This window comes from Xanthobacter autotrophicus ATCC 700552, assembly GCF_043194565.1.
Classification (GTDB): domain Bacteria; phylum Pseudomonadota; class Alphaproteobacteria; order Rhizobiales; family Xanthobacteraceae; genus Xanthobacter; species Xanthobacter autotrophicus_F.
In genome coordinates this window covers 250,499-272,395 of sequence record NZ_JBAFVS010000007.1, presented here as the reverse complement: position 1 = coordinate 272,395, position 21,897 = coordinate 250,499, and the positions used below count along the sequence as shown (strand labels likewise).

Genomic DNA, 21,897 nt, shown 5'->3' with positions numbered 1-21,897 from the left:
TGGAGCAGGGGTGGTTGCTTCGATCATCGAGTGATCCGACCCATCGTCGGATCGCTAATTTGCAATGGAAATCGGAAAGGCAGGCTTCGGCCTGCCTTTCTTGCGTCAGGGGGGATGAATGGTCAGGGCCATTCGGATACATGGATCGATCGCGGCCCTGTGCGGGGCGTTGCTGGGCTGCGCGACGCCGCAACAGGTGGAAGACGCCCAGGCAAAGCGGGCGCAGAGCTGGGGCGGGCGTACGCTTATCGGCGCCTACCGCTTCAGCGGACCTATCGCCGCATACTTCGAGCCGCCTCCGTCGGGCGCGATGGGCGGGCGGCTTCTGGTCTGGGAAGAGGGGCGCCGCGAGGTAATCCAAGGCGAATGGACGATCCGGAACTTCAAGCTCTGCGTGAAGCCGAACGTCTACTACAAGGAGATGATGGGCGCGCCCTTCGACCGGGAGGCGTGCCTTGGATTTGACTCCAGCGTGGTCGAGTTCGACCACTACGCTGGCGACGTGTTCGTCCTCAAGGGCAAGCGCGACGCACCCTATGTGAGCAGCAAGGCGGACAACGACAAGTTCGCGGCCGTGATGCGCACCACCCCCTATTTCGCGCCTTCCAACGGCGGCTTCAGCGAGGCGCTCTATCCCGCCCACGAAACGCCCAAGGCCGGTGCCGCGGAAGCTGTGGCTACCGGCGTTGCGCAGTAGCATACCCCTTTACACGCGCCGCGCATGCCACTACACACACCCGTCCGATGCGCTGGGTCACTCCCCGGCGCGGCGGAGTCTACCCTCGAGGCCGGCGGGCGATGGCTCGCGCTTCGGGGTGCCGGCCCTGATGCCGGGGCGAAGCCCTTCGGGCAACGCTCTCAGGCTATAGGAGTGTAGCTCAACTGGTTAGAGCACCGGTCTCCAAAACCGGGGGTTGGGGGTTCGAGTCCCTCCACTCCTGCCACTTCCGAGAGGGGCGGCAGGCACGGCGAGACGGCGGCAAAGGGGCGCGACGACGCAGCCCCATCCCCGCCCGAATGATCCCGTAGCAAGGTCTCGCAAGAGCCGGCGCCAGCGGGTCGGAGTATTCTTGAGGCGGCGTTTCTGCCGCGACACAGAGGTGGCGGTCACCGGAGCAGCCCATGGGGCGTCCGGACCAGGCGGCCGGGAACGATTGGCGAAGAGCGCTATGGCGAAGAACAGTCCTGTCGAGTTCTTTCAGCAGGTCCGCGCCGAAACGGCGAAGGTCACCTGGCCGACCCGGCGCGAGACGCTGATCACCACGGGCATGGTGTTCGTGATGGTCCTCCTTGCCTCCATCTTCTTCCTCATCGTCGACCAGATCATCCGATTCGGCGTGTCGACCCTCCTGACCCTCGGGCACTGAGCGGAAAGGAAGGCATTATGGCCAAGCGCTGGTACATCGTTCACGCCTATTCCAACTTCGAGAAGAAGGTGGCCGACTCCATCCGCGAGCAGGCCGATCAGCGCGGGCTCACCGACCTGTTCGAGCAGATCCTCGTTCCCACCGAGAAGGTGGTGGAGGTACGCCGCGGCCGGAAGGTGGATGCCGAGCGCAAGTTTTTCCCCGGCTACGTGCTGGTGAAGATGGACCTCACCGACGAGGCCTTCCATCTCATCAAGAACACGCCGAAGGTCACCGGCTTCCTGGGCGCCGACAACAAGCCCATGCCCATCTCCGAATCCGAGGCCATGCGCATCCTGCAGCAGGTGCAGGAAGGCATCGAGCGGCCCAAGCCCTCCATCACCTTCGAGGTGGGCGAGACGGTGAAGGTGGCGGACGGTCCGTTCGCCTCGTTCAATGGCATCGTGGAAGAGGTGGACGAGAGCCGCTCGCGCGTGAAGGTGGCGGTGTCCATCTTCGGTCGCGCGACGCCGGTGGAACTGGAATTCGCTCAGGTCGAGAAGGTCTGAGCCGAACGGGCGGCGTTCGCGCCGTCTGAAGTGGGTGCCGTGCCGCAAGGCAGGGCGCCGGCGTGGGAGGGGAGGGAGCGTCTCGCCAAGCGCTCCTATGATCCGCACCACGCGATCCCGCCCGCAAGCCCCCGAGGGGGTGCGCGGCGCATCTTGGGAGTTGTGCAATGGCGAAGAAAATTACCGGTTACGTCAAGCTGCAGGTGCCTGCCGGCAGCGCCAATCCGGCCCCGCCGATTGGTCCCGCGCTCGGCCAGCGCGGCTTGAACATCATGGAATTCTGCAAGGCGTTCAACGCCCAGACCGCGCAGCTCGAAAAGGGCATGCCGATCCCGGTGGTGATCACGGCCTACCAGGACCGCTCCTTCACCTTCGAGCTGAAGACCCCGCCGGTCTCCTACTTCCTGAAGAAGGCCGCCGGCCTCGAGACCAAGAAGAAGCCCGGCTCCGGCTCGAAGACGCCCGGCAAGGGCACCTTCGTGGGCAAGGTCACCCGCGCCCAGCTCTCGGAGATCGCCGAGAAGAAGATGAAGGATCTGAACTGCGAGACCGTTGAGGCCGCCGTCCAGATGATCGAAGGTTCGGCCCGCTCCATGGGCCTGCAGGTTCAGGGGTGAGCGCCATGAAGCAAGGCAAGCGCATCCGCGCCGTCAACGAAGGCATTGACCGCGTCAAGCTCTATCCCCTCGACGAGGCCCTGGCGCTCCTGAAGGAGCGCACCACGGCCAAGTTCGACGAGACCATCGAGGTCGCGCTGAACCTGGGCGTCGATCCCCGCCATGCGGACCAGATGGTCCGCGGCGTGTGCAACCTGCCCAACGGCTCGGGTCGTACCGTGCGCGTGGCGGTGTTCGCCCGCGGCGCCAAGGCCGACGAAGCCAAGGCGGCGGGTGCCGATATCGTGGGCGCCGAGGACCTCCTCGAGACCATCCAGGGCGGCACCATCGAGTTCGATCGCTGCATCGCCACCCCGGACCTGATGCCGCTGGTCGGTCGTCTCGGCAAGATCCTGGGCCCGCGTGGCCTGATGCCGAACCCGAAGGTCGGCACCGTGACCATGGACGTGAAGGGCGCCGTCGCCGCCGCCAAGGGCGGCGCGGTGGAGTTCCGCGTCGAGAAGGCGGGCATCATCCACGGCGGCATCGGCAAGGCCTCGTTCCCGGCCGACAAGCTGGCCGAGAACATCCGCGCCTTCGTCGACGCGGTGGTGAAGGCCAAGCCCGCCGGCGCCAAGGGCACCTACCTGCAGCGCGTGGCGGTGTCCTCCACCATGGGCCCCGGCATCAAGGTGGAACCGGCGACCGTCCACACCGCCTGATTGGTCTGACGGTACACGTTTTGAAAGGCCGGGCCTGGTGCCCGGCCTTTCGCTTTGGGTGGCCTTTGCATCGGGCGGCTACGTTGCCGATCCGTTAAGACGCTACCAGCATGCGGCAGGGCAGGGCTGCATTCTGAGCAATTCTGCTGCACCGCAACGCGGTCTATCTTGTCTCAAATGCTGCGTTGCAGCTAACGCCTCCGTGGCGTGAGGAGAAGACCATGTTCGCACTTCAGACCTTGTGGATCGCCCTCCGCAGCTTCTTCGCCGGCGCGGTGATGCGCCGCCGCGTGGTGGACGAACTCACCGCCCTGAGCGACCGGGACTTGTCCGATATGGGCGTCAGCCGCTCCGACATCCGCCGGCTTGCCCGCGAAGCGGCCGAAGAAGCCGGTGCCCGTTCTGCAAGGCGGCCCGCAGGCCGGCCGGCCCCGCTTTCGGGTTCGGTCCGCACGGCCTGAGACTCGCCGCCGAAGCTGCGGTGACGAACGGATCGCTGGGAGGAACGGATCGCCGGCCTTGTGCCACCTTGGGCGCGAGGCGGATCATCGCCCCAGGCAGGCGGTCCTGCCACCTGATGCCAACCCGCTCGTGCCGCCCCCTCATGCAAAAAATGCGCAAAGGGCGTGACAAGAGGGGCGGCGCCCTATATATCGACTGTTTCCGGGCGGTCCGCCGTCCGGTCAAAGTATCTGTAGCTTTCGCCCTTGACGGGGCGAAAGGGCTGGGAGGGTTCGCCCGCCCGGCCTAATCGTCTGTTAGAAGTCTGTCTCCGCGACCTTTCGGTCACGCGTGACGTTCGATCGGCAGACGATGAGTCCTGTCCGAGACTGCCGGCGCCCTGATGTTCGCTCAATTTTGCGAACGATCAAGGCTTAATTCTCGCACCCGCCTCGCCGAGGTGGGCTTTGGAGAGCCAGCATAGACGGGGAAGACCGTAATTTTGCCTCCGCCGTCCAGGGTCGACAAGGCCATGTGACGCGGGGATGAAGATCGGTTCGGAACCAGCGCCTTGCGCTCCGCGACACGGTTATCCGTGCCCGGATCAAGAGGGGACAGGGCATGAGAGCGTCGCGGATCGCGGCCTTCATGTCGCTTTCGACAGGTTGGTCGCGGTGTGCGGCAAGGCGCAACCGGCGGGATCTCGAGCCCCATTCGGGGTGAGGGTGCCGCCACAGGCTTAAAGAGAGCCAGACGTGGATCGAGCGCAAAAACAAGAGCTCGTCACGACGCTCACGGATGTGTTCAAGAGCACCTCCGTCGTCGTGGTCGCCCACTATTCCGGCCTCACCGTTGCCCAGCTGTCGCGCCTGCGCCGGCAGATGAAGGCGAGCGGTGCGACTGTAAAGGTGGCCAAGAACCGCCTCGCCAAGATCGCTCTGGAAGGCTCCGACGTCGCCCATGTGTCGACCCTTCTCAAGGGTCCGACCCTGATCGCCTATTCCAGCGATCCGGTGGCGGCGCCGAAGGTGGCTGTCGAGTTTGCCAAGACGAATGACAAGTTCGTGATCCTTGGCGGAGCGATGGGCACTACGGCCCTGAACGTGGACGGAGTGAAGGCGCTTGCGACCCTTCCGTCCCTGGACGAACTGCGTGCCAAGCTCGTCGGCCTTATCCAGGCCCCGGCGACCAAGCTGGCGCAGCTCACCACCGCGCCGGCAGCCAAGCTCGCCCGCGTGTTCGGGGCCTATGCCAAGCAGGACGAAGCTGCGTGAGGACCGGGCCGCAGCTGGCGGCCTGATCTCGCAAATCCAGAATCCGAACCTATCTTAAGGACTATTCCCATGGCTGACCTGACCAAGCTCGTCGACGAGCTCTCCTCCCTGACCGTTCTCGAGGCCGCCGAGCTGGCGAAGCTCCTCGAGGAGAAGTGGGGCGTTTCTGCCGCCGCCGCCGTGGCTGTTGCCGCTGCCCCGGCCGCTGCCGCCGCCGCCGTGGAGGAGCAGACCGAGTTTACTGTCGTCCTCGCTGCGATTGGCGACAAGAAGATCGAAGTCATCAAGGAAGTGCGCGCCATCACCGGCCTCGGCCTCAAGGAAGCCAAGGACCTGGTGGAAGGCGCTCCCAAGCCCGTCAAGGAAGCCGTTTCCAAGGACGAGGCCGAGAAGCTCAAGGCCCAGCTCGAGAAGGCTGGCGCCAAGGTCGAGCTCAAGTGAGCTTTTGACGTTCGGGGTCCCGGCGCAAGCCGGGACCCCGTCCATAGCATCGCTCCCGGATCTTCGGGGGTGATGCATCGGAGACGACGGTTCTCCCGGCAGCCGGTGCGGGCAACGCCCCGCGGCTGCCGGGAGAGCCGTCATAATGCTGAAGGGGGATGGCTTTTGCCCCCACCTCTTCAGGTTTGACGGTGGTGAGGTTCCGGTGCCGGCGCGGCGTGCCCTTGGTCTCTCCTGAGACGACGGGTGCCGGACCGAGGGGACCAGGACGGACGAGGATCGAGATGGCGCAAACGTTCACCGGTCGTAAGCGGATCCGCAAGTTCTTCGGCAAGATCAAGGAAGTGGCCGAGATGCCGAACCTCATCGAGGTTCAGAAGGCGTCCTACGACCAGTTCCTCCAGATCGAGGAACCCAAGGGCGGACGCGACGACGACGGCCTGCAGGCGGTGTTCAAGTCGGTGTTTCCCATCTCCGACTTCTCCGGCGCCTCCATGCTGGAGTTCGTGCGCTACGAGTTCGAGCCGCCCAAGTATGACGTGGACGAGTGCCGCCAGCGCGGCATGACGTTCGCCGCCCCGTTGAAGGTCACGCTGCGCCTCATCGTGTTCGATGTGGATCCCGATACCGGCGCCAAGTCGGTGAAGGACATCAAGGAGCAGGACGTCTACACCGGCGATATCCCGCTCATGACCATGAACGGAACGTTCATCGTGAACGGCACCGAGCGCGTCATCGTCTCCCAGATGCACCGTTCGCCGGGCGTGTTCTTCGACCACGACAAGGGCAAGACCCACTCCTCGGGCAAGCTTTTGTTCGCCGCCCGCATCATCCCCTATCGCGGCTCCTGGCTGGACATCGAGTTTGACGCCAAGGACATCGTGTTCGCGCGCATCGACCGGCGCCGGAAGATTCCGGTGACGAGCCTGCTCTATGCCCTCGGCCTCGACAACGAGGAAATTCTCGCGACCTTCTACGAGATGATTCCCTTCACGCGGGAGAAGGGCGGCTGGCGCATGCCGTTCGATCCCAAGCGCATGAAGGGCTACAAGGCGGTCGCTGACCTCATCGATGCCGATACCGGCGAAGTCGTGCTGGAGGCCGGCAAGAAGCTGACCGTGCGCGCCGGCCGCCAGCTCGCCGAGAAGGGCCTGAAGGCCCTGCGCATCTCCAATGAGGAGATGATCGGCCAGTATATCGCCGAGGACCTGGTGGACCTGGCCTCGGGCGAGATCCATGCCGAGGCGGGCGAGGAAATCACCGAGAAGACTTTGAAGCTGCTCGAAGAGAACGGCTACAATGAAATCCCGGTGCTGGACATCGACCATGTCAATACCGGCGCCTACATCCGCAACACGCTGATCGCCGACAAGAACGTGACCCGCGAGGACGCGCTCTTCGACATCTACCGCGTGATGCGCCCGGGCGAGCCGCCGACCATCGATTCGGCGCAGGCCATGTTCCATTCGCTGTTCTTCGACAGCGAGCGCTACGACCTGTCCGCGGTCGGCCGCGTGAAGATGAACATGCGCCTCGACCTCGACTGCCCCGACACGGTGCGGGTGCTGCGCCGCGACGACATCCTCTCCGTCATCCGCACCCTCGTGGAGCTGCGCGACGGCAAGGGCGAGATCGACGACATCGACCACCTGGGCAACCGCCGCGTGCGCTCGGTGGGCGAGCTCATGGAGAACCAGTATCGCGTCGGCCTGCTGCGCATGGAACGCGCCATCAAGGAACGCATGTCCTCCGTGGACATCGACACCGTGATGCCGCAGGACCTGATCAACGCCAAGCCGGTGGCGGCGGCGGTGCGCGAGTTCTTCGGCTCGTCCCAGCTCTCGCAGTTCATGGACCAGACCAACCCGCTGTCGGAGATCACCCACAAGCGCCGCCTCTCGGCGCTTGGCCCGGGCGGCCTGACGCGCGAGCGCGCCGGCTTCGAGGTGCGCGACGTGCACCCGACCCACTACGGCCGCATCTGCCCCATCGAGACGCCGGAAGGCCCGAACATCGGCCTGATCAACTCGCTGGCCACCTTCGCCCGCGTGAACAAGTACGGCTTCATCGAGGCGCCCTATCGCCGCGTGGTGGACAGCAAGGTCACCGACGAGGTGGTCTATCTCTCCGCCATGGAGGAGGGGAAGTATTACGTCGCGCAGGCCAATATCCCGCTCGACGCCGAAGGCCGCTTCGAGGAAGACCTGATCGTCTGCCGCCATGCGGGCGACGTGCTTCTGGTCGCCCCCGACCGCGTGGACTTCATGGACGTGTCGCCCAAGCAGCTGGTGTCGGTGGCCGCGGCGCTGATCCCGTTCCTTGAGAACGACGACGCCAACCGCGCGCTCATGGGCTCCAACATGCAGCGCCAGGCGGTGCCGCTGGTGCGCTCGCAGGCGCCGCTGGTGGGCACCGGCATGGAAGCCGTGGTGGCCCGGGACTCGGGCGCCGCCATCGCCGCCCGCCGCACCGGCGTGATCGACCAGGTGGACGCCACCCGTATCGTCATCCGCGCCACGGAAGAGGCCGATCCGTCCAAGTCGGGCGTCGACATCTACCGGCTGATGAAGTTCCAGCGCTCCAACCAGTCCACCTGCATCAACCAGCGTCCGCTGGTGCGTGTGGGTGACCAGGTGAAGCGCGGCGACATCATCGCCGACGGTCCCTCGACCGAGCTTGGCGAACTGGCCCTCGGCCGCAACGTGCTCGTCGCGTTCATGCCGTGGAACGGCTACAACTTCGAAGATTCCATCCTGCTCTCGGAGAACATCGCCAAGGAGGACGTGTTCACCTCGATCCACATCGAGGAATTCGAGGCCATGGCCCGCGACACCAAGCTCGGGCCGGAGGAAATCACCCGCGATATTCCCAACGTCTCGGAAGAGGCGCTGAAGAATCTCGACGAGGCGGGCATCGTCTATATCGGCGCGGAAGTGCGCGCCGGCGACATCCTCGTGGGCAAGATCACGCCCAAGGGCGAAAGCCCGATGACGCCGGAAGAAAAGCTGCTGCGCGCCATCTTCGGCGAGAAGGCCGCCGACGTGCGCGATACCTCGCTGCGCCTGCCGCCGGGCACCACCGGCACCATCGTGGAAGTGCGCGTGTTCAACCGCCACGGCGTGGACAAGGACGAGCGCGCCCTCGCCATCGAGCGCGAGGAAATCGAGCGCCTCGCCAAGGACCGCGACGACGAGCAGGCGATCCTGGACCGCAACGTCTACGGCCGCCTGATCGAGATCCTGGACGGCAAGACCGCCATCGCCGGCCCCAAGGGCTTCCGGAAGGAGACCGTGGTCACCCGCGAGATCCTCACCGAGTATCCGCGCTCGCAGTGGTGGCTGTTCGCGGTGGCCGACGACGCCATCATGGCGGAGCTGGAAGCCATCCGCGCCCAGTATGACGACTCTAAGAAGCGTCTGGAGCAGCGGTTCCTCGACAAGGTCGAGAAGCTGCAGCGCGGCGACGAGCTGCCCCCCGGCGTGATGAAGATGGTCAAGGTCTTCGTCGCGGTGAAGCGCAAGATCCAGCCCGGCGACAAGATGGCCGGCCGCCACGGCAACAAGGGCGTGGTCTCGCGCATCGTGCCGGTGGAGGACATGCCGTTCCTGGAGGACGGCACCAACGTGGATATCGTGCTGAACCCGCTGGGCGTGCCCTCGCGCATGAACGTGGGCCAGATCCTGGAGACGCATCTGGGCTGGGCCTGCGCGGGCCTCGGCCGGCAGGTGGCCGCGGCGATGGAAGCCTATTACGGCAAGCAGGACCTCAAGCCCCTGCGCGATCGCCTCGAGACCATCTACGGCAAGGAGGAGATCGACCAGCTCAAGGACGGGGAACTGCCCGAGCTGGGCGAGAACCTGCGCAAGGGCGTGCCCATGGCGACCCCGGTGTTCGACGGGGCGCACGAGGCCGACATCGAGCAGCAGCTGGAGAAGGCAGGCTTGGATGCCTCCGGCCAGTCCACGCTCTATGACGGGCGCACCGGCGAGCCGTTCGATCGTAAGGTCACGGTGGGCTACATCTACATGCTGAAGCTGCACCATCTGGTGGACGACAAGATCCACGCCCGCTCCATCGGCCCCTATTCGCTGGTCACCCAGCAGCCCCTGGGCGGCAAGGCGCAGTTCGGCGGCCAGCGCTTCGGCGAAATGGAGGTGTGGGCACTCGAAGCCTACGGCGCGGCCTACACCCTGCAGGAGATGCTGACGGTGAAGTCCGACGACGTGGCCGGCCGCACCAAGGTCTACGAGGCCATCGTGCGCGGCGAGGACACGTTCGAGAGCGGCATTCCCGAGAGCTTCAACGTGCTCGTGAAGGAAATGCGCTCGCTCGGCCTCAACGTCGACCTCGAAAACAGCTGACGGGAAGGTGCGGCCCGGTCGGGCCGTGCCTGCCGCCCCGTCCTCAAGGACCACATCCGCGCATCGCGGACCGCCTGACCGGCGCATCGGCCGGTCAGGGTCGAAGATAAAGGCCCACTTCGTTTGGGAGCCAGCTCATGAACCAGGAAGTCCTGAACGTCTTCAATCCGACCGTTCCGGCCCCGGCCTTCAACCAGATCCGCATCACCATTGCGAGCCCGGACAAGATCAAGTCCTGGTCCTACGGTGAGATCAAGAAGCCGGAAACCATCAACTACCGTACGTTCAAGCCCGAGCGTGACGGCCTGTTCTGCGCGCGCATCTTCGGTCCCATCAAGGACTACGAGTGCCTGTGCGGCAAGTACAAGCGGATGAAGTACAAGGGCATCATCTGCGAGAAGTGCGGCGTCGAGGTCACCTTGTCGCGCGTGCGCCGCGAGCGCATGGGCCACATCGAGCTTGCGGCCCCGGTGGCGCACATCTGGTTCCTGAAGTCGCTGCCGAGCCGCATCGGCCTCCTGCTCGACATGACGTTGAAGGATCTGGAGCGGATCCTCTACTTCGAATATTTCGTCGTGATCGAGCCGGGCACCACCAAGCTCAAGTACCGCCAGCTCCTCTCGGAGGACGAGTACCTGCGCGCCCAGGACGAGTTCGGCGAGACCAACTTCACCGCCATGATCGGCGCCGAGGCCATCCGCGAGATCCTGCGCGGCATGGACCTCGACAAGATCGCCGCCGACCTGCGCGTGGAAATCTCCGAGGCCACCACCGAGCTGAAGCCCAAGAAGCTCGCCAAGCGCCTGAAGATCGTGGAGGCCTTCCAGCTCTCCGGCAACAAGCCGGAATGGATGATCCTCACCCACGTCCCGGTCATCCCGCCGGACCTGCGTCCGCTGGTGCCCCTGGACGGCGGCCGCTTCGCGACCTCCGACCTCAACGACCTCTACCGCCGCGTCATCAACCGTAACAACCGCCTCAAGCGGCTGATCGAGCTGCGCGCGCCGGACATCATCATCCGCAACGAGAAGCGCATGCTTCAGGAAGCGGTGGATGCGCTGTTCGACAACGGCCGCCGCGGCCGCGTCATCACGGGGGCCAACAAGCGCCCGCTGAAGTCGCTCGCCGACATGCTGAAGGGCAAGCAGGGCCGGTTCCGCCAGAACCTGCTCGGCAAGCGCGTGGACTATTCCGGCCGCTCGGTGATCGTGGTGGGTCCCGAGCTGAAGCTGCACCAGTGCGGCCTGCCCAAGAAGATGGCGCTGGAGCTGTTCAAGCCCTTCATCTATTCGCGGCTCGACGCCAAGGGCCACTCGGCCACGGTGAAGCAGGCCAAGAAGCTGGTGGAGAAGGAGCGTCCCGAGGTGTGGGACATCCTCGACGAGGTCATCCGCGAGCACCCGGTGATGCTGAACCGCGCGCCGACGCTCCACCGCCTCGGCATCCAGGCGTTCGAGCCGGTGCTCATCGAGGGCAAGGCGATCCAGCTGCACCCGCTGGTCTGCTCGGCCTTCAACGCCGACTTCGACGGCGACCAGATGGCCGTCCACGTCCCGCTCTCGCTGGAAGCCCAGCTGGAAGCGCGCGTGCTGATGATGTCCACCAACAACATCCTGCACCCGGCGAACGGCCAGCCCATCATCGTGCCGTCGCAGGACATCGTGCTCGGCCTCTACTACCTCTCCATCATGAAGGAGAAGGAGCCGGGCGAGGGGATGATGTTCGCCAACATGGCGGAGATCGACCACGCCCTGAACGCCAAGGCGATCACTCTCGCCACCAAGATCCGCGGCCGCTACATCGGCGTGGACGCGGAGGGCAAGCAGTATTCCAAGATCTATGAGACCTCGCCGGGCCGCATGAAGATCGGCGAGCTGCTGCCCAAGCATCCGAAGCTGTCCTACGACGTCGTCAACAAGCTGATGACGAAGAAGGAAATCTCCAACATGATCGATGCCGTGTACCGGCACTGCGGTCAGAAGGAGAGCGTGATCTTCTGCGACCGCATCATGGCGCTCGGCTTCTACAACGCGTTCCGCGCCGGCATCTCGTTCGGCAAGGACGACATGGTGGTGCCGAAGAAGAAGTGGGAGCTGGTCGAGGAGACCCGCACCCTCACCAAGGAATACGAGCAGCAGTACAATGACGGCCTGATCACCCAGGGCGAGAAGTACAACAAGGTCGTGGACGCCTGGGGCAAGTGCTCCGATCGCGTCGCCGAGGAGATGATGAAGGAAATCTCTTCGGTCAAGAAGGACCCGAAGACCGGCCGCGAGAAGCAGATCAACTCGATCTACATGATGAGCCACTCCGGAGCGCGTGGGTCGCCCGCTCAGATGAAGCAGCTTGCCGGCATGCGCGGCCTCATGGCCAAGCCGTCGGGCGAGATCATCGAGAGCCCGATCATCTCGAACTTCAAGGAAGGCCTGACCGTGATGGAGTACTTCAACTCCACCCACGGCGCGCGTAAGGGCCTTGCCGACACCGCCCTGAAGACCGCCAACTCGGGTTACCTCACCCGCCGCCTCGTGGACGTGGCGCAGGATTCCATCATCACCGAGCGCGATTGCGGCTCGGAGAAGGGGATCCACATGCGCGCCATTATCGATGCAGGCCAGGTGGTGGCCTCGCTCGCCTCGCGCGTCCTCGGCCGCACCGCGGCGGAAGACATCGTGGAGCCGGCCACCGGCACCGTCATCGTGCCCCGCGGCACCATGATCGAGGAATGGCACGTCGAGCGGATCAACAAGTCCGGCATCCAGGAGATCAAGATCCGTTCGGTCTTGACCTGCGAGACCCGGAACGGCGTGTGCGGCACCTGCTACGGGCGCGACCTGGCCCGCGGCACCCCGGTGAACATGGGCGAGGCGGTGGGCGTCATCGCCGCCCAGTCCATCGGCGAGCCGGGCACCCAGCTCACCATGCGCACCTTCCACATCGGCGGCGCGGCGACCCTTGCCGACTCGTCTTATGTGGAAAGCAACTTCGAGGGCCTCGTCCGCATCCGCAACCGCAACGTGGCGCGGAACTCGGAAGGCGACCTCGTGGTCATGGCCCGCAACCTGGCGGTGGTCATCGTCGACGTGGACGGCACCGAGCGGGCGGTGAACCGCGTGCAGTACGGCGCCCGCCTCAAGGTGGACGAGGGCGACACCATCAAGCGTGGCCAGCGCATCGCCGAGTGGGACCCCTACACCCGCCCCATCCTCTCCGAGGTGGACGGCATGGTGGCCTTCGAGGACCTGACCGAAGGCTCCTCCATGAACGAGACGGTCGACGAGTCGACCGGCATCGCCAAGCGCGTGGTGACGGACAGCCGCTCCGGCCGTGGGCCGGAGCTGCGCCCCGCCATCCTCATCAAGAGCAAGGACGGCAAGATCATCAAGCTGCCGCGCGGCGGCGACGCCCGCTACGCCCTGCCGGTGGAGGCCATCATCTCGGTGGACCCCAACCAGACCCTCAGGGCCGGCGACGCGGTGGCCCGCGTGCCCATGGAAAGCGCCAAGACCCGCGACATCACGGGCGGCCTGCCGCGCGTGGCGGAGCTGTTCGAGGCGCGCCGTCCCAAGGATGCAGCCATCATCGCCGAAATCTCGGGCACGATCCGGTTCGGCCGTGACTACAAGAACAAGCGCCGGCTCTCCATCGAGCCGCCGGACGGCGGCGATCCGGTGGAATACCTGATCCCGAAGGGCAAGCACATCCATCTCCAGGACGGCGACGTGGTGGAGAAGGGCGACTTCATCGTCGACGGCAACCCGGCGCCGCACGACATCCTGGCGATCAAGGGCGTGGAAGAGCTTGCCGCCTTCCTCGTCAACGAGATCCAGGAGGTCTACCGGCTCCAGGGCGTGCACATCAACGACAAGCACATCGAGGTGATTGTCCGGAACATGCTCCAGAAGGTCGAGATCGACGACAGCGGCGAGACCGACTTCCTGGACGGCGAGCAGGTGGACCGCATCGAGTTCATCGAGGCGAACGAGAAGGCCGCGGAGGAGGCGAAGAAGCCCGCCACCGGCCATCCCGTGCTGCTGGGCATCACCAAGGCGTCCTTGCAGACGCGCTCCTTCTTCTCGGCGGCCTCGTTCCAGGAGACCACCCGCGTCCTCACCGAGGCGGCGGTCAACGGCAAGGTGGACCCGTTGGAAGGCCTGAAGGAGAACGTCATCGTCGGCCGCCTCATCCCGGCCGGCACCGGCGCCCAGATGTCGCGCCTGCGCACCATCGCCAACAGCCGCGACGACCTCATCGTCGCGACCCGCGACGAGCAGAGCGAAGGCCACCCCCTGGTGGAAGGCCCCGCCGACGCGGCGGAGTGATCCGCGGCCCGACAGGCTCCGACAAGACAAGAAAGGCCGCCTTCGGGCGGCCTTTTCTGTTTGAGCAGCGCAGGCTTGAACCAAGGGCCCGTGAACCAAGGGGCCTTGGAATCAGAGCGCCACGGCAAAGGGGGCGATGGCGGCGAAGTCCTCGTCGTCCGGGCCGAAGTCGCGCCACATGAAGATGGCGAACGGGGCCGGGGTGTCGAGCACGGTGAGCGGGGCGTGCCACACGCCCGGCTTCAGGGTGATGCCCTGGCCGGGACCGGGAAGGAAGGCCACCGCCGCGGCGAGGTCCGGCGCTCCGTCCGCGGCGTCCGGCGCCACCACCACCAGCCAGCGCGTGGTCGCCAGGGGCACGAAGCTCTGGGACGTGAGGCGATGCCGCTCGATGATGGTGACCGGCACCGGCCGCGCCAGGCTGGGCGCGGCGAGGATGAGGGAGAGGCTCGCCGGCGTCTGCGGCCTGAGGCTCGCCAGCGCGCCGTCGAAGTAGCTGCGCGTCCCCACTTCTCGCGGCACGCGCAGCACGTCGCCGAAGGGCGCGAAGCTCTCCGCCGTCAAAGCCTGCGCCGTCAGCGGGCGGGCGCGGAGGGGGGAGGGGGCGTTTGTCATGGCTGGCCTGTCATGGCTGGCCCCTCACGACCTGTCCTTCACGCTTTTGCGGCATCGCCGGCCAGCGCCAGCACAGCGTGGAGCAGCACGTTGGCGCCCGCCGCGCAATCGTCCCTGGTGGCGGATTCCAGCTCGTTGTGGCTCACCCCGTCCTTGCAGGGCACGAAGATCATGCCCGTGGGCACGATGGTGGCGAGGTGGAAGCTGTCATGCCCCGCGCCCGAGACCATGGGCCGGTGGCTGAGGCCCAGCTTCCGCGCCGCGGTGGCCACCGCGCCGGTGATGGCGGGATCGAAATGGGTGGGCTCCTTGCGCCAGATGGTGTCGAGCGCGACGCTCACCTTCCGCCGTTCGGCGATGCGTGCCACCGCCGCCTGAAGGCCCTTGTCCAGGGCGTCGAGGATGCCGGCATCCGGCGTGCGGAACTCGGCGGCGAAGGTGATCTCGCCGGGGATCACGTTGCGCGACTGCCGGGAAATGGTGATGTCCGCCACCGTGCCCACCGCGTTCGGCCCCAGCTCCACCGCCAGCTTCTCCACCGCGAGCACGATCTCGGACAAGGTGGCGAGGGCATCCTTGCGCAGGTGCATGGGGGTGGAGCCCGCATGGCTCTCGAAGCCGGTGAGGCGCCCGGCATACCAGATGATGCCCTGGCCGTGCTCCACCACGCCGATGGTGACGTTCTCCGCCTCCAAAATCGGCCCCTGCTCGATGTGCAGTTCCAGGAAGCCGCTGAATTTCTGGGTGCCCAGCGGCAGCTCGCCGCGATAGCCGATGGCGTCGAGGGCCTCGCCCACGCTCACGCCCTCCGCATCGGTGCGGGCGAGGATGTCCGCCAGCGGCAGGTCGGCCACATGGCCGGCCGAGCCCATCATGGCCGGGGCGAAGCGCGAGCCTTCCTCATTGGTCCAGTTGACCACGCACAGGGGGGCGTCGGTCTCGATACCGGCGTCGTTGAGCGCGCGCACCACCTCAAGGGCGGCCAGCGTGCCGAGGACGCCGTCGAACTTGCCGCCCGTGGGCTGGGTGTCGAGATGGGAGCCGATGCCGAGCGGCGCCTTGCCCGGGTCCCTGCCCGGCCGCAGGGCGAACATGTTGCCCAGCGCATCCACGCTCACGGTGCAGCCGGCGGCCTCGCAGGCGGCGCGGAACCAGTCGCGCACCTGCCGGTCTTCCTCGCTCAGGGTCAGCCGCTTGACGCCGCCCTTCAGCGTGCCGCCGAATTGCGCGGTTTCAAGGATGGTGCCCCAGAGGCGGTCGGCATTGATCTGGAGGTTGGACAGAGCGGGCGTCGACAGCGCGGTCATCAGGTCACCGGAACAGGATTTTCAGCCAGCACGCACCTTACCGTCCGGCCGGGGGCGAGCACCACGTCCGGAGGCAGGCGCTCCGTGCAACGCTGCTGTGCATGGGCGCAGCGCGGGGCGAAGGAACAGGCCTTCGGCGCCTGGTCGAGGGAGGGCGGGGTGCCGGGAATGGTCTGGAGCCGCGCGCCGCGCCTGGCGCCGTGCACGGTGGAGGCCAGCAGCCCCTGGGGGTAGGGATGGCGCGGCGTGCGCACGATCTCGCCGAGCGTGCCGGTTTCCACGATCTGGCCGGCATACATCACCGCCACCTTGTCGCAGATCTCGATGGCCACCCCGATGTCGTGGGTGACGAAGATGACCGACATGCCCATCTCCCGCTGCAATTCGCGCAGCAGCAGCAGGATCTGGATCTGCACCGTGGCGTCGAGCGCCGTGGTGGGCTCGTCGGCCAGCAGGATCTTGGGCTTGCAGGCAAGGGCGAGGGCGATCATGGCGCGCTGGCGCATGCCGCCGGACATTTCGTGGGGGTAGGCATCGAGCCGGCGCTTGGCGGAGGGGATGCGCACCAGCTCCAGCATCTCCAGCGCCCGCGCCGTGGCGGTGGCGTGGCTTGCGCCCTCGTGGCGCTTCACCGATTCCGCGATCTGCTGGCCGATGGTGTAGACCGGGTCCAGCGCCAGCGCCGGCTCCTGGAAGATCATGGAGACGGTACGCCCGCGGAAGGCGGAGAGGGTGGCGTCGTCCATGGCCAGCACATCCTGCCCGGCCACACTGACGCTGCCGTTGATCACCGTGCGCTTCTTGGGCAGAAGGCGCATGAGCGCGCGCATGGTCACGCTCTTGCCGGAGCCGGATTCGCCGAGCAGGCCCAGCACCTCGCCCTCGCCGAGGGAGAGCGAGACGCCATTCACCGCATGGACCGTGCGCTCGCCGGTGAAACGGATGGTGAGGTCGCGGATATCCACCAAGGGCGCGCTCATGGCGTGGCCCCCGCGATTTCGCCGGCCTTGGGGGCGAGGCTTTGGGGCGCGCGGCTGTGCCCGGAGCCGGGAATGACCATGTGGCAGGCGGCGAAATGGTCTCCGCCCGCCACCGGCGCCAGGGCAGGGCAGGCCTCGGCGCAGACCGGCTCGAAGAAGGCGCAGCGGGTGTGGAAGCGGCAGCCCGGCGGCGGATCGATGGGGTTGGGCGGATCGCCGGTGATGGGCGGTTCCTGGGTGCGCCGGTCGGGATCGAGGGCCGGCATGGCGGCGAGCAGCGCCCGCGTATAGGGATGGGCCGGACCGTCCCACACCTCGTCCACCGGCCCCAGCTCCACCACCTGGCCCAGATACATCACCAGCACCCGGTCGGAGATGTAGCGCACCACGTTGAGGTCGTGGCTGATGAACAGATAGGTGAGGCCGAACTCGCGCTTGAGGTCGGTGAGCAGGTTCAGCACCTGCGCCTCCACCGACTTGTCCAGCGCCGAGACCGCCTCGTCCAGGATCACGAGGCGCGGCTTCAGGGCCAGCGCCCGGGCGATGTTGACGCGCTGGCGCTGGCCGCCGGAGACCTCGTGGGGGTAGCGGTTGGCGAACACTTCGGGGCGCAGCCCCACCTTGTCCATCAGCTCGCGGGCCAGCGCCCGGGCATCCCGGTCGGCGATGCCGTGCACCTTGGGGCCGAAGGCGATGGAATCCTCGATGGTGAGGCGCGGGTTGAGGGAGGCGTAGCTGTCCTGGAACACCATCTGCATGCCACGGCGGAACTCGCGCATGCCCAGCGTCCCGCCCACGGTTTCCCCGTCGAACAGGATCTCGCCGGCATTGCGGGTCATGAGGTGCATGAGCAGGCGCGCGGTGGTGGACTTGCCGCAGCCGCTCTCGCCCACGATGCCCACCGTCTCGCCCTTGGCGATGGAGAAGGACACGTCATCCACCGCCCGCACCGTCTTCTTCTCTCCGAGGAAGCCGCCGCCCACGGGGAAGTGCTTGGTGAGGTGCTTCACGTCGAGCAGCGGCTGGGCCGGCCCGCCGACGTCCGGAAGGGGCGCGAGAAGGGGCTCGATGAGGGTCAATTGCGGATGTCCATGGCGCTGCGCAGCCCGTCGCTGAGCATGTTGAAGCAGATGGAGACGGCGAAGATCATCACCCCCGGCAGCGCGGCCACGCCCGGGTTGACGTAGATGGCGGTGCGCAGGGTGTTCAGCATCAGGCCCCATTCCGGCTCCGGCGGCTTGGTGCCGAGGCCGAGGAAGGACAGGCCCGAGGCCAGGATCATGGACACCGAGATGAGCCCGGTCGCGTAGACGAAGATGGGGCCGAGCACGTTGCCCAGCATGTGCACCCGCATGATGGTGATGGCCCCGGCCCCCGAGGCGCGCGCCGCATCCACGAAATCGAGATTGCGCACCGAGGTGGTCACGCTCTCCGCCACCCGGGTGATCTGCGGGATGAACACGATGGTGAGCGAGACGATGGAATTGACCACGCCCGCGCCGAGCACACCGGAGATGGCGATGGCCAGCAGCACGGACGGGAAGGCGTAGAACACATCGATGGTGCGCATGATGACCGTGTTCACCGCCCCGCCCAGATAGCCGGCGAGCAGGCCGAGGCTGGTGCCGATGCCGAAGGCGAGCACCACCGGCAGGATGCCGATGAGCAGCGAGAGCCGCCCGCCGTAGATGAGGCGGGAGAGCATGTCGCGGCCGAGTTCGTCGGTGCCGAGCAGATAGCCGGGGGTGCCGATGTGGCGCAGCCGCCGGATCATGGAGCCCTGGTAGGGATCGGCAAGGCCGAGCCACGGGGCGAAGATGGCGGCCAGCACGATGGCGAGCAGCACCGCCGCGCACACCATGCTGACCTTGTCGCGGGAAAAGCGGCGGCCCACCGTGGCCCAATAGCCTCGGGCCTTCTGGACCGGGGCGGCCTGGAGGGCGGCGTCTGTGGCGGTCATTTGTGTTCTCCGCTCACGCTCATGTCCTCAGCTCCGCTTGATGCGCGGATCGATGGACGCCTGGGCGATATCGACCACGAGGTTGAGGAAGACGAAGAACAGCGCCAGCACCAGGATGGTGCCCTGCAGCAGCGGCAGGTCGCGCTGGAAGATCGCCGAATTGAGCAGGAAGCCCGTGCCTGGCCAGGAGAACACCGTCTCGATGAGGATGGAGCCGCCGAGCAGGTAGCCGAGCTGCAGGCCCATCACCGCCACGGCGGTGGGGGCGGCATTCTTCACCACATGGCGGAACACCTGGGTTTCCTTGAGGCCCTTGGAGCGCAGCGCCTCCACGAAATCCTGCGAGAGGATGTCGCCGGTGAGCGCGCGCACGGTGCGCGTCACGATGCCCATGGGGATCACCGACATGGTGACGGCGGGCAATATCAGGTGGCGCATGTGCGCCCAGTCCCACGACCAGCCGCCCGCGCCCATGCCCACCGCCGGCAGCCAGTTGAGCCACACCGAGAAGATGATGACCAGCACCATGCCGAGCCAGTAATGGGGCACCGACACGCCCGCCACGGCGATGGAGGTGGCGAGCTTGTCCACCCATGTATTGCGGAAATAGCCGGCCACCAGCCCGAAGAAGACACCGAAGAAAAAGCCGATGAGGGAGGCCGTCACCGCGAGGATGAAGGTATTGCCCACCGCCTGCGTCACCTCCGCGAGAACCGGGCGGCCGGACGCGATGGAGGTGCCGAGATTGCCGTGCAGCGCCTGCCAGATCCACAGACCGAACTGCACCGGCAGCGGCCGGTCGAAGCCGTAGGCAGCGCGCATCTGCGCCGCCAGCTCCGCCGAGGCATCGGCCGGCAGCACGGCCACCAGCGGATCGCCCGGCGTGATGTGGACGAGCAGGAAACACACCAGCGCGACGGCGATGACAATCGGGATCACATAGATGATCCGCCTCAGGATATAGACCAGCACGGAGCGATCCTGCCTTGGGAAGGGGGACGCGGGGCCGACGGGGCTCCGCCTCTGGGATTGGCACGTTTGGGGTGGCGCGGCGGGCTCTTGCCGCTTTCTCCCCTCTCCCCTCGCGGGAGAGGGGCCGGGGGTGAGGAGGCTGCAACGCCGGGATCTGGCCCGGCCGGTCGCGAAGGACCCCTCATCCGTCTCGCGGCGTCGCCGCGATCCACCTTCTCCCGCAAGGGGAGAAGGCAAGCCCAAGCCCTCTGGCATCACTGCGAGATCGACACCGGCGAGAAGTCCACGAACCAGCTCTTGGGCTGCACGAAGCCCTTGATCTTGGGGCTCATGGCGCGCGGGCCCACGTCGTGCGCCACATAGAGGAAGGCGGCATCGTCCACCGAGGCGGCATGCAGCTCGGCGAGCGCCGCGTCGCGGGCGGTGGGATCGAACGCGGTGCGGGCCTTCTTCACCAGCTCGTCGAACCTGGGATTGTTGTTGAAGCCCCAGTTGTTGGACACCGGCGGCGCCATGCCCGACTGCAGGAAGCGCACCATGGCGAAGAAGGGGTCCATGGCGGCATAGGTCACGTTGATGGCGTTGGCGCCGTTGGCGCTCGGGTCCCTGGCGCCCTTGCGCCAGTTGGTGAACAGGGTGTTCCACTCGATCACGTCGAGCTCAACGTCGAAATAGCACTCGGCCAGCGCCTGCTGGAGATATTCGTTCATGGGCAAGGGCAGCATCTGGCCTGAGCCGGAGGCGGAAGTCTGGGTCTTCACCTTCAGCTTCTTGTCGGGGCCGAAGCCGGCCTCCTTCATCAGCTTCTGGCCGGCGGCCACGTCATATTTGATCTGGAAGGTGGGATTGCCGCGCCAGGGATGGCCGGGTTCCACGGTTCCGGTGGCCGGCACCATGAGGCCGCCCAGCAGCCCGTCCCTCATGCCCTCGCGGTCGATGCACAGGTTTGCCGCCTTGCGCACCCGGATGTCGTTCCACGGCGAGCCTTCGATGCGGGAGAACTGCCACGGCCACACGTGGGGCTGCTCGTTGCTCTCGATCTTGAAGCCGCGGGATTTCAGCTGGGCGATGGCGTCGGGGGCGGGGGCCTCGATCCAGTCCACCTGGCCGGCCATGAGCGCGGCGGTGCGGGCATTGGCCTCCGGCATGGGCAGGAGGATCATCCTGTCGGTCTTGGGCACCCGCGCCTTGTCCCAATAGGCCGCGTTCTTCACCAGCTCCAGCCGCTCGCGGGGCACGAAGCCGGTCATCTTCCACGGGCCGGTGCCGGATGCGTTGCGGGCGAAGGCGGTCCAGGCGGCGGCCGCCTTGGCCTTGGCATCGGCGCCGTCGGCGGCGTCATAGAATTTCTGCCACTGGGCGGGGCTGGCCATGAACAGGTTGGTGAGGTTGTAGGGCAGGAAGCTGTCCGGCTCCTTGGTGGTCAGCTCCACCGTGAGGTCGTCGATCTTCTTCGCCGAGACCAGGGTGGGCATGCGCGAGGCGGTGACGCCCACCTGGCTGGCGTCGAACTGGGGCGCCTCCTTGTTCAGCACCTTGCCCACGTTCCACACCACGGCATCCGCGTTGAACGGCGCGCCGTCGTGGAAGGTGACGCCGGGGCGCAGCTTGAACACCCACTTGGTCTTGTCGGCGTCGTCCACCTTCCATTCGGTGGCAAGGCCGGGGATGAGCACGCTGGGCTTGGTGGCGGACGACAGGTCCCAGTTCACCAGCGCGTCATACATGGTGACGCCGGTGAAGCGGTTGCCCTCGAAGCCCTGGTCCGGCTGGCCGAGGGTGCGCGGGATGTCGGCGGCGGTCATGCCGATGCGCAGGGTGGTCTCGGCGCCGGCGACGCCCGGCGAGATGCACGCAAAGCTCGTGGCCAGCAGAAGGGCGGCGGTCTTCAGCGTGTGGCGACCGGAGCGGATCCGCTTTTCAGTTTGCAGCATCATGGAGTCCTTTGCGGCGAGATGCACAGTTCACGTGCTGCCCGGTTTGTTAGCAAC

At 66.5% G+C, this 21,897-nt stretch carries 17 protein-coding genes and 1 tRNA gene; 11 read left to right on the top strand and 7 right to left on the bottom strand.

Annotation, left to right across the window (positions count from 1 at the left end; all coding sequences use genetic code 11):
- The first annotated feature begins 118 nt into the window (after positions 1–118).
- From V5F48_RS10425 to rpoC, 11 genes are all read left to right on the top strand, one after another.
- Positions 119–697 carry a hypothetical protein gene (locus V5F48_RS10425; protein WP_394258632.1) on the top strand — a complete coding sequence of 193 codons (579 nt, stop codon included), beginning with the start codon at positions 119–121 and terminating at the stop codon, positions 695–697.
- Positions 698–867: 170 nt separating this feature from the next.
- Positions 868–944 (top strand) — tRNA-Trp (locus tag V5F48_RS10420).
- A gap of 225 nt (positions 945–1,169) precedes the next feature.
- Positions 1,170–1,367 carry a preprotein translocase subunit SecE gene (gene secE / locus V5F48_RS10415; protein ID WP_282641352.1) on the top strand — a complete coding sequence of 66 codons (198 nt, stop codon included), beginning with the start codon at positions 1,170–1,172 and terminating at the stop codon, positions 1,365–1,367.
- Between the two features lie 17 nt (positions 1,368–1,384).
- Entirely contained in the window at positions 1,385–1,915 is a 531-nt protein-coding gene (nusG, locus tag V5F48_RS10410; RefSeq protein WP_012115334.1) for a transcription termination/antitermination protein NusG, read from the top strand.
- A 167-nt stretch (positions 1,916–2,082) separates the two neighbouring features.
- Complete coding sequence (gene rplK, locus V5F48_RS10405) at positions 2,083–2,532, top strand: 50S ribosomal protein L11 (protein ID WP_012115335.1); 450 nt, start codon at positions 2,083–2,085, stop codon at positions 2,530–2,532.
- 5 nt (positions 2,533–2,537) lie between these two features.
- Positions 2,538–3,233 (top strand): 50S ribosomal protein L1, encoded by a 696-nt coding sequence (gene rplA / locus V5F48_RS10400; protein ID WP_394258631.1) that lies wholly within the window; start codon positions 2,538–2,540, stop codon positions 3,231–3,233.
- Positions 3,234–3,454: 221 nt separating this feature from the next.
- Positions 3,455–3,694, top strand: a complete 240-nt coding sequence (locus V5F48_RS10395; RefSeq protein ID WP_394258630.1) for a YjiS-like domain-containing protein — start codon at positions 3,455–3,457, stop codon at positions 3,692–3,694.
- Positions 3,695–4,429: 735 nt separating this feature from the next.
- Positions 4,430–4,948, top strand: coding sequence for a 50S ribosomal protein L10 (gene rplJ / locus V5F48_RS10390; protein ID WP_394110859.1), 519 nt, complete (start codon positions 4,430–4,432; stop codon positions 4,946–4,948).
- 69 nt (positions 4,949–5,017) lie between these two features.
- Positions 5,018–5,389: a 50S ribosomal protein L7/L12 gene (gene rplL, locus V5F48_RS10385; protein WP_394110858.1), complete on the top strand. Its 372-nt coding sequence runs from the start codon at positions 5,018–5,020 to the stop codon at positions 5,387–5,389.
- Between the two features lie 284 nt (positions 5,390–5,673).
- Positions 5,674–9,750 (top strand): DNA-directed RNA polymerase subunit beta, encoded by a 4,077-nt coding sequence (gene rpoB / locus V5F48_RS10380; protein WP_394110857.1) that lies wholly within the window; start codon positions 5,674–5,676, stop codon positions 9,748–9,750.
- 137 nt (positions 9,751–9,887) lie between these two features.
- Complete coding sequence (gene rpoC / locus V5F48_RS10375; RefSeq protein ID WP_394258629.1) at positions 9,888–14,072, top strand: DNA-directed RNA polymerase subunit beta'; 4,185 nt, start codon at positions 9,888–9,890, stop codon at positions 14,070–14,072.
- A 111-nt stretch (positions 14,073–14,183) separates the two neighbouring features.
- Here the strand turns inward: rpoC and V5F48_RS10370 are convergent, their stop codons facing one another.
- The 7 genes from V5F48_RS10370 to V5F48_RS10340 all read right to left on the bottom strand — a co-directional run bounded on the left by V5F48_RS10370 (position 14,184) and on the right by V5F48_RS10340 (position 21,843).
- Positions 14,184–14,687, bottom strand: a complete 504-nt coding sequence (locus V5F48_RS10370; protein ID WP_394258628.1) for an ureidoglycolate lyase — start codon at positions 14,685–14,687, stop codon at positions 14,184–14,186.
- A 38-nt stretch (positions 14,688–14,725) separates the two neighbouring features.
- On the bottom strand, positions 14,726–15,994 hold the full coding sequence (locus V5F48_RS10365; RefSeq protein ID WP_394258627.1) for a Zn-dependent hydrolase: 1,269 nt from the start codon (positions 15,992–15,994) through the stop codon (positions 14,726–14,728).
- Positions 15,994–16,974 (bottom strand): ABC transporter ATP-binding protein, encoded by a 981-nt coding sequence (locus V5F48_RS10360; protein ID WP_394258626.1) that lies wholly within the window; start codon positions 16,972–16,974, stop codon positions 15,994–15,996. Before V5F48_RS10360 ends, V5F48_RS10365 begins: the two co-directional genes overlap by 1 nt.
- The gene (locus V5F48_RS10355; protein ID WP_394258625.1) at positions 16,971–18,053 is read right to left on the bottom strand and encodes an ABC transporter ATP-binding protein; all 1,083 of its coding nucleotides are present in this window, start codon (positions 18,051–18,053) and stop codon (positions 16,971–16,973) included. The genes V5F48_RS10360 and V5F48_RS10355 overlap by 4 nt, the downstream gene beginning before the upstream one ends.
- Positions 18,050–18,934, bottom strand: coding sequence for an ABC transporter permease (locus V5F48_RS10350; protein ID WP_394258624.1), 885 nt, complete (start codon positions 18,932–18,934; stop codon positions 18,050–18,052). The genes V5F48_RS10355 and V5F48_RS10350 overlap by 4 nt, the downstream gene beginning before the upstream one ends.
- Positions 18,935–18,961: 27 nt before the next feature.
- The gene (locus tag V5F48_RS10345) at positions 18,962–19,906 is read right to left on the bottom strand and encodes an ABC transporter permease (protein ID WP_394258623.1); all 945 of its coding nucleotides are present in this window, start codon (positions 19,904–19,906) and stop codon (positions 18,962–18,964) included.
- A 254-nt stretch (positions 19,907–20,160) separates the two neighbouring features.
- On the bottom strand, positions 20,161–21,843 hold the full coding sequence (locus V5F48_RS10340) for an ABC transporter substrate-binding protein (protein WP_394258622.1): 1,683 nt from the start codon (positions 21,841–21,843) through the stop codon (positions 20,161–20,163).
- Positions 21,844–21,897: the final 54 nt, after the last annotated feature.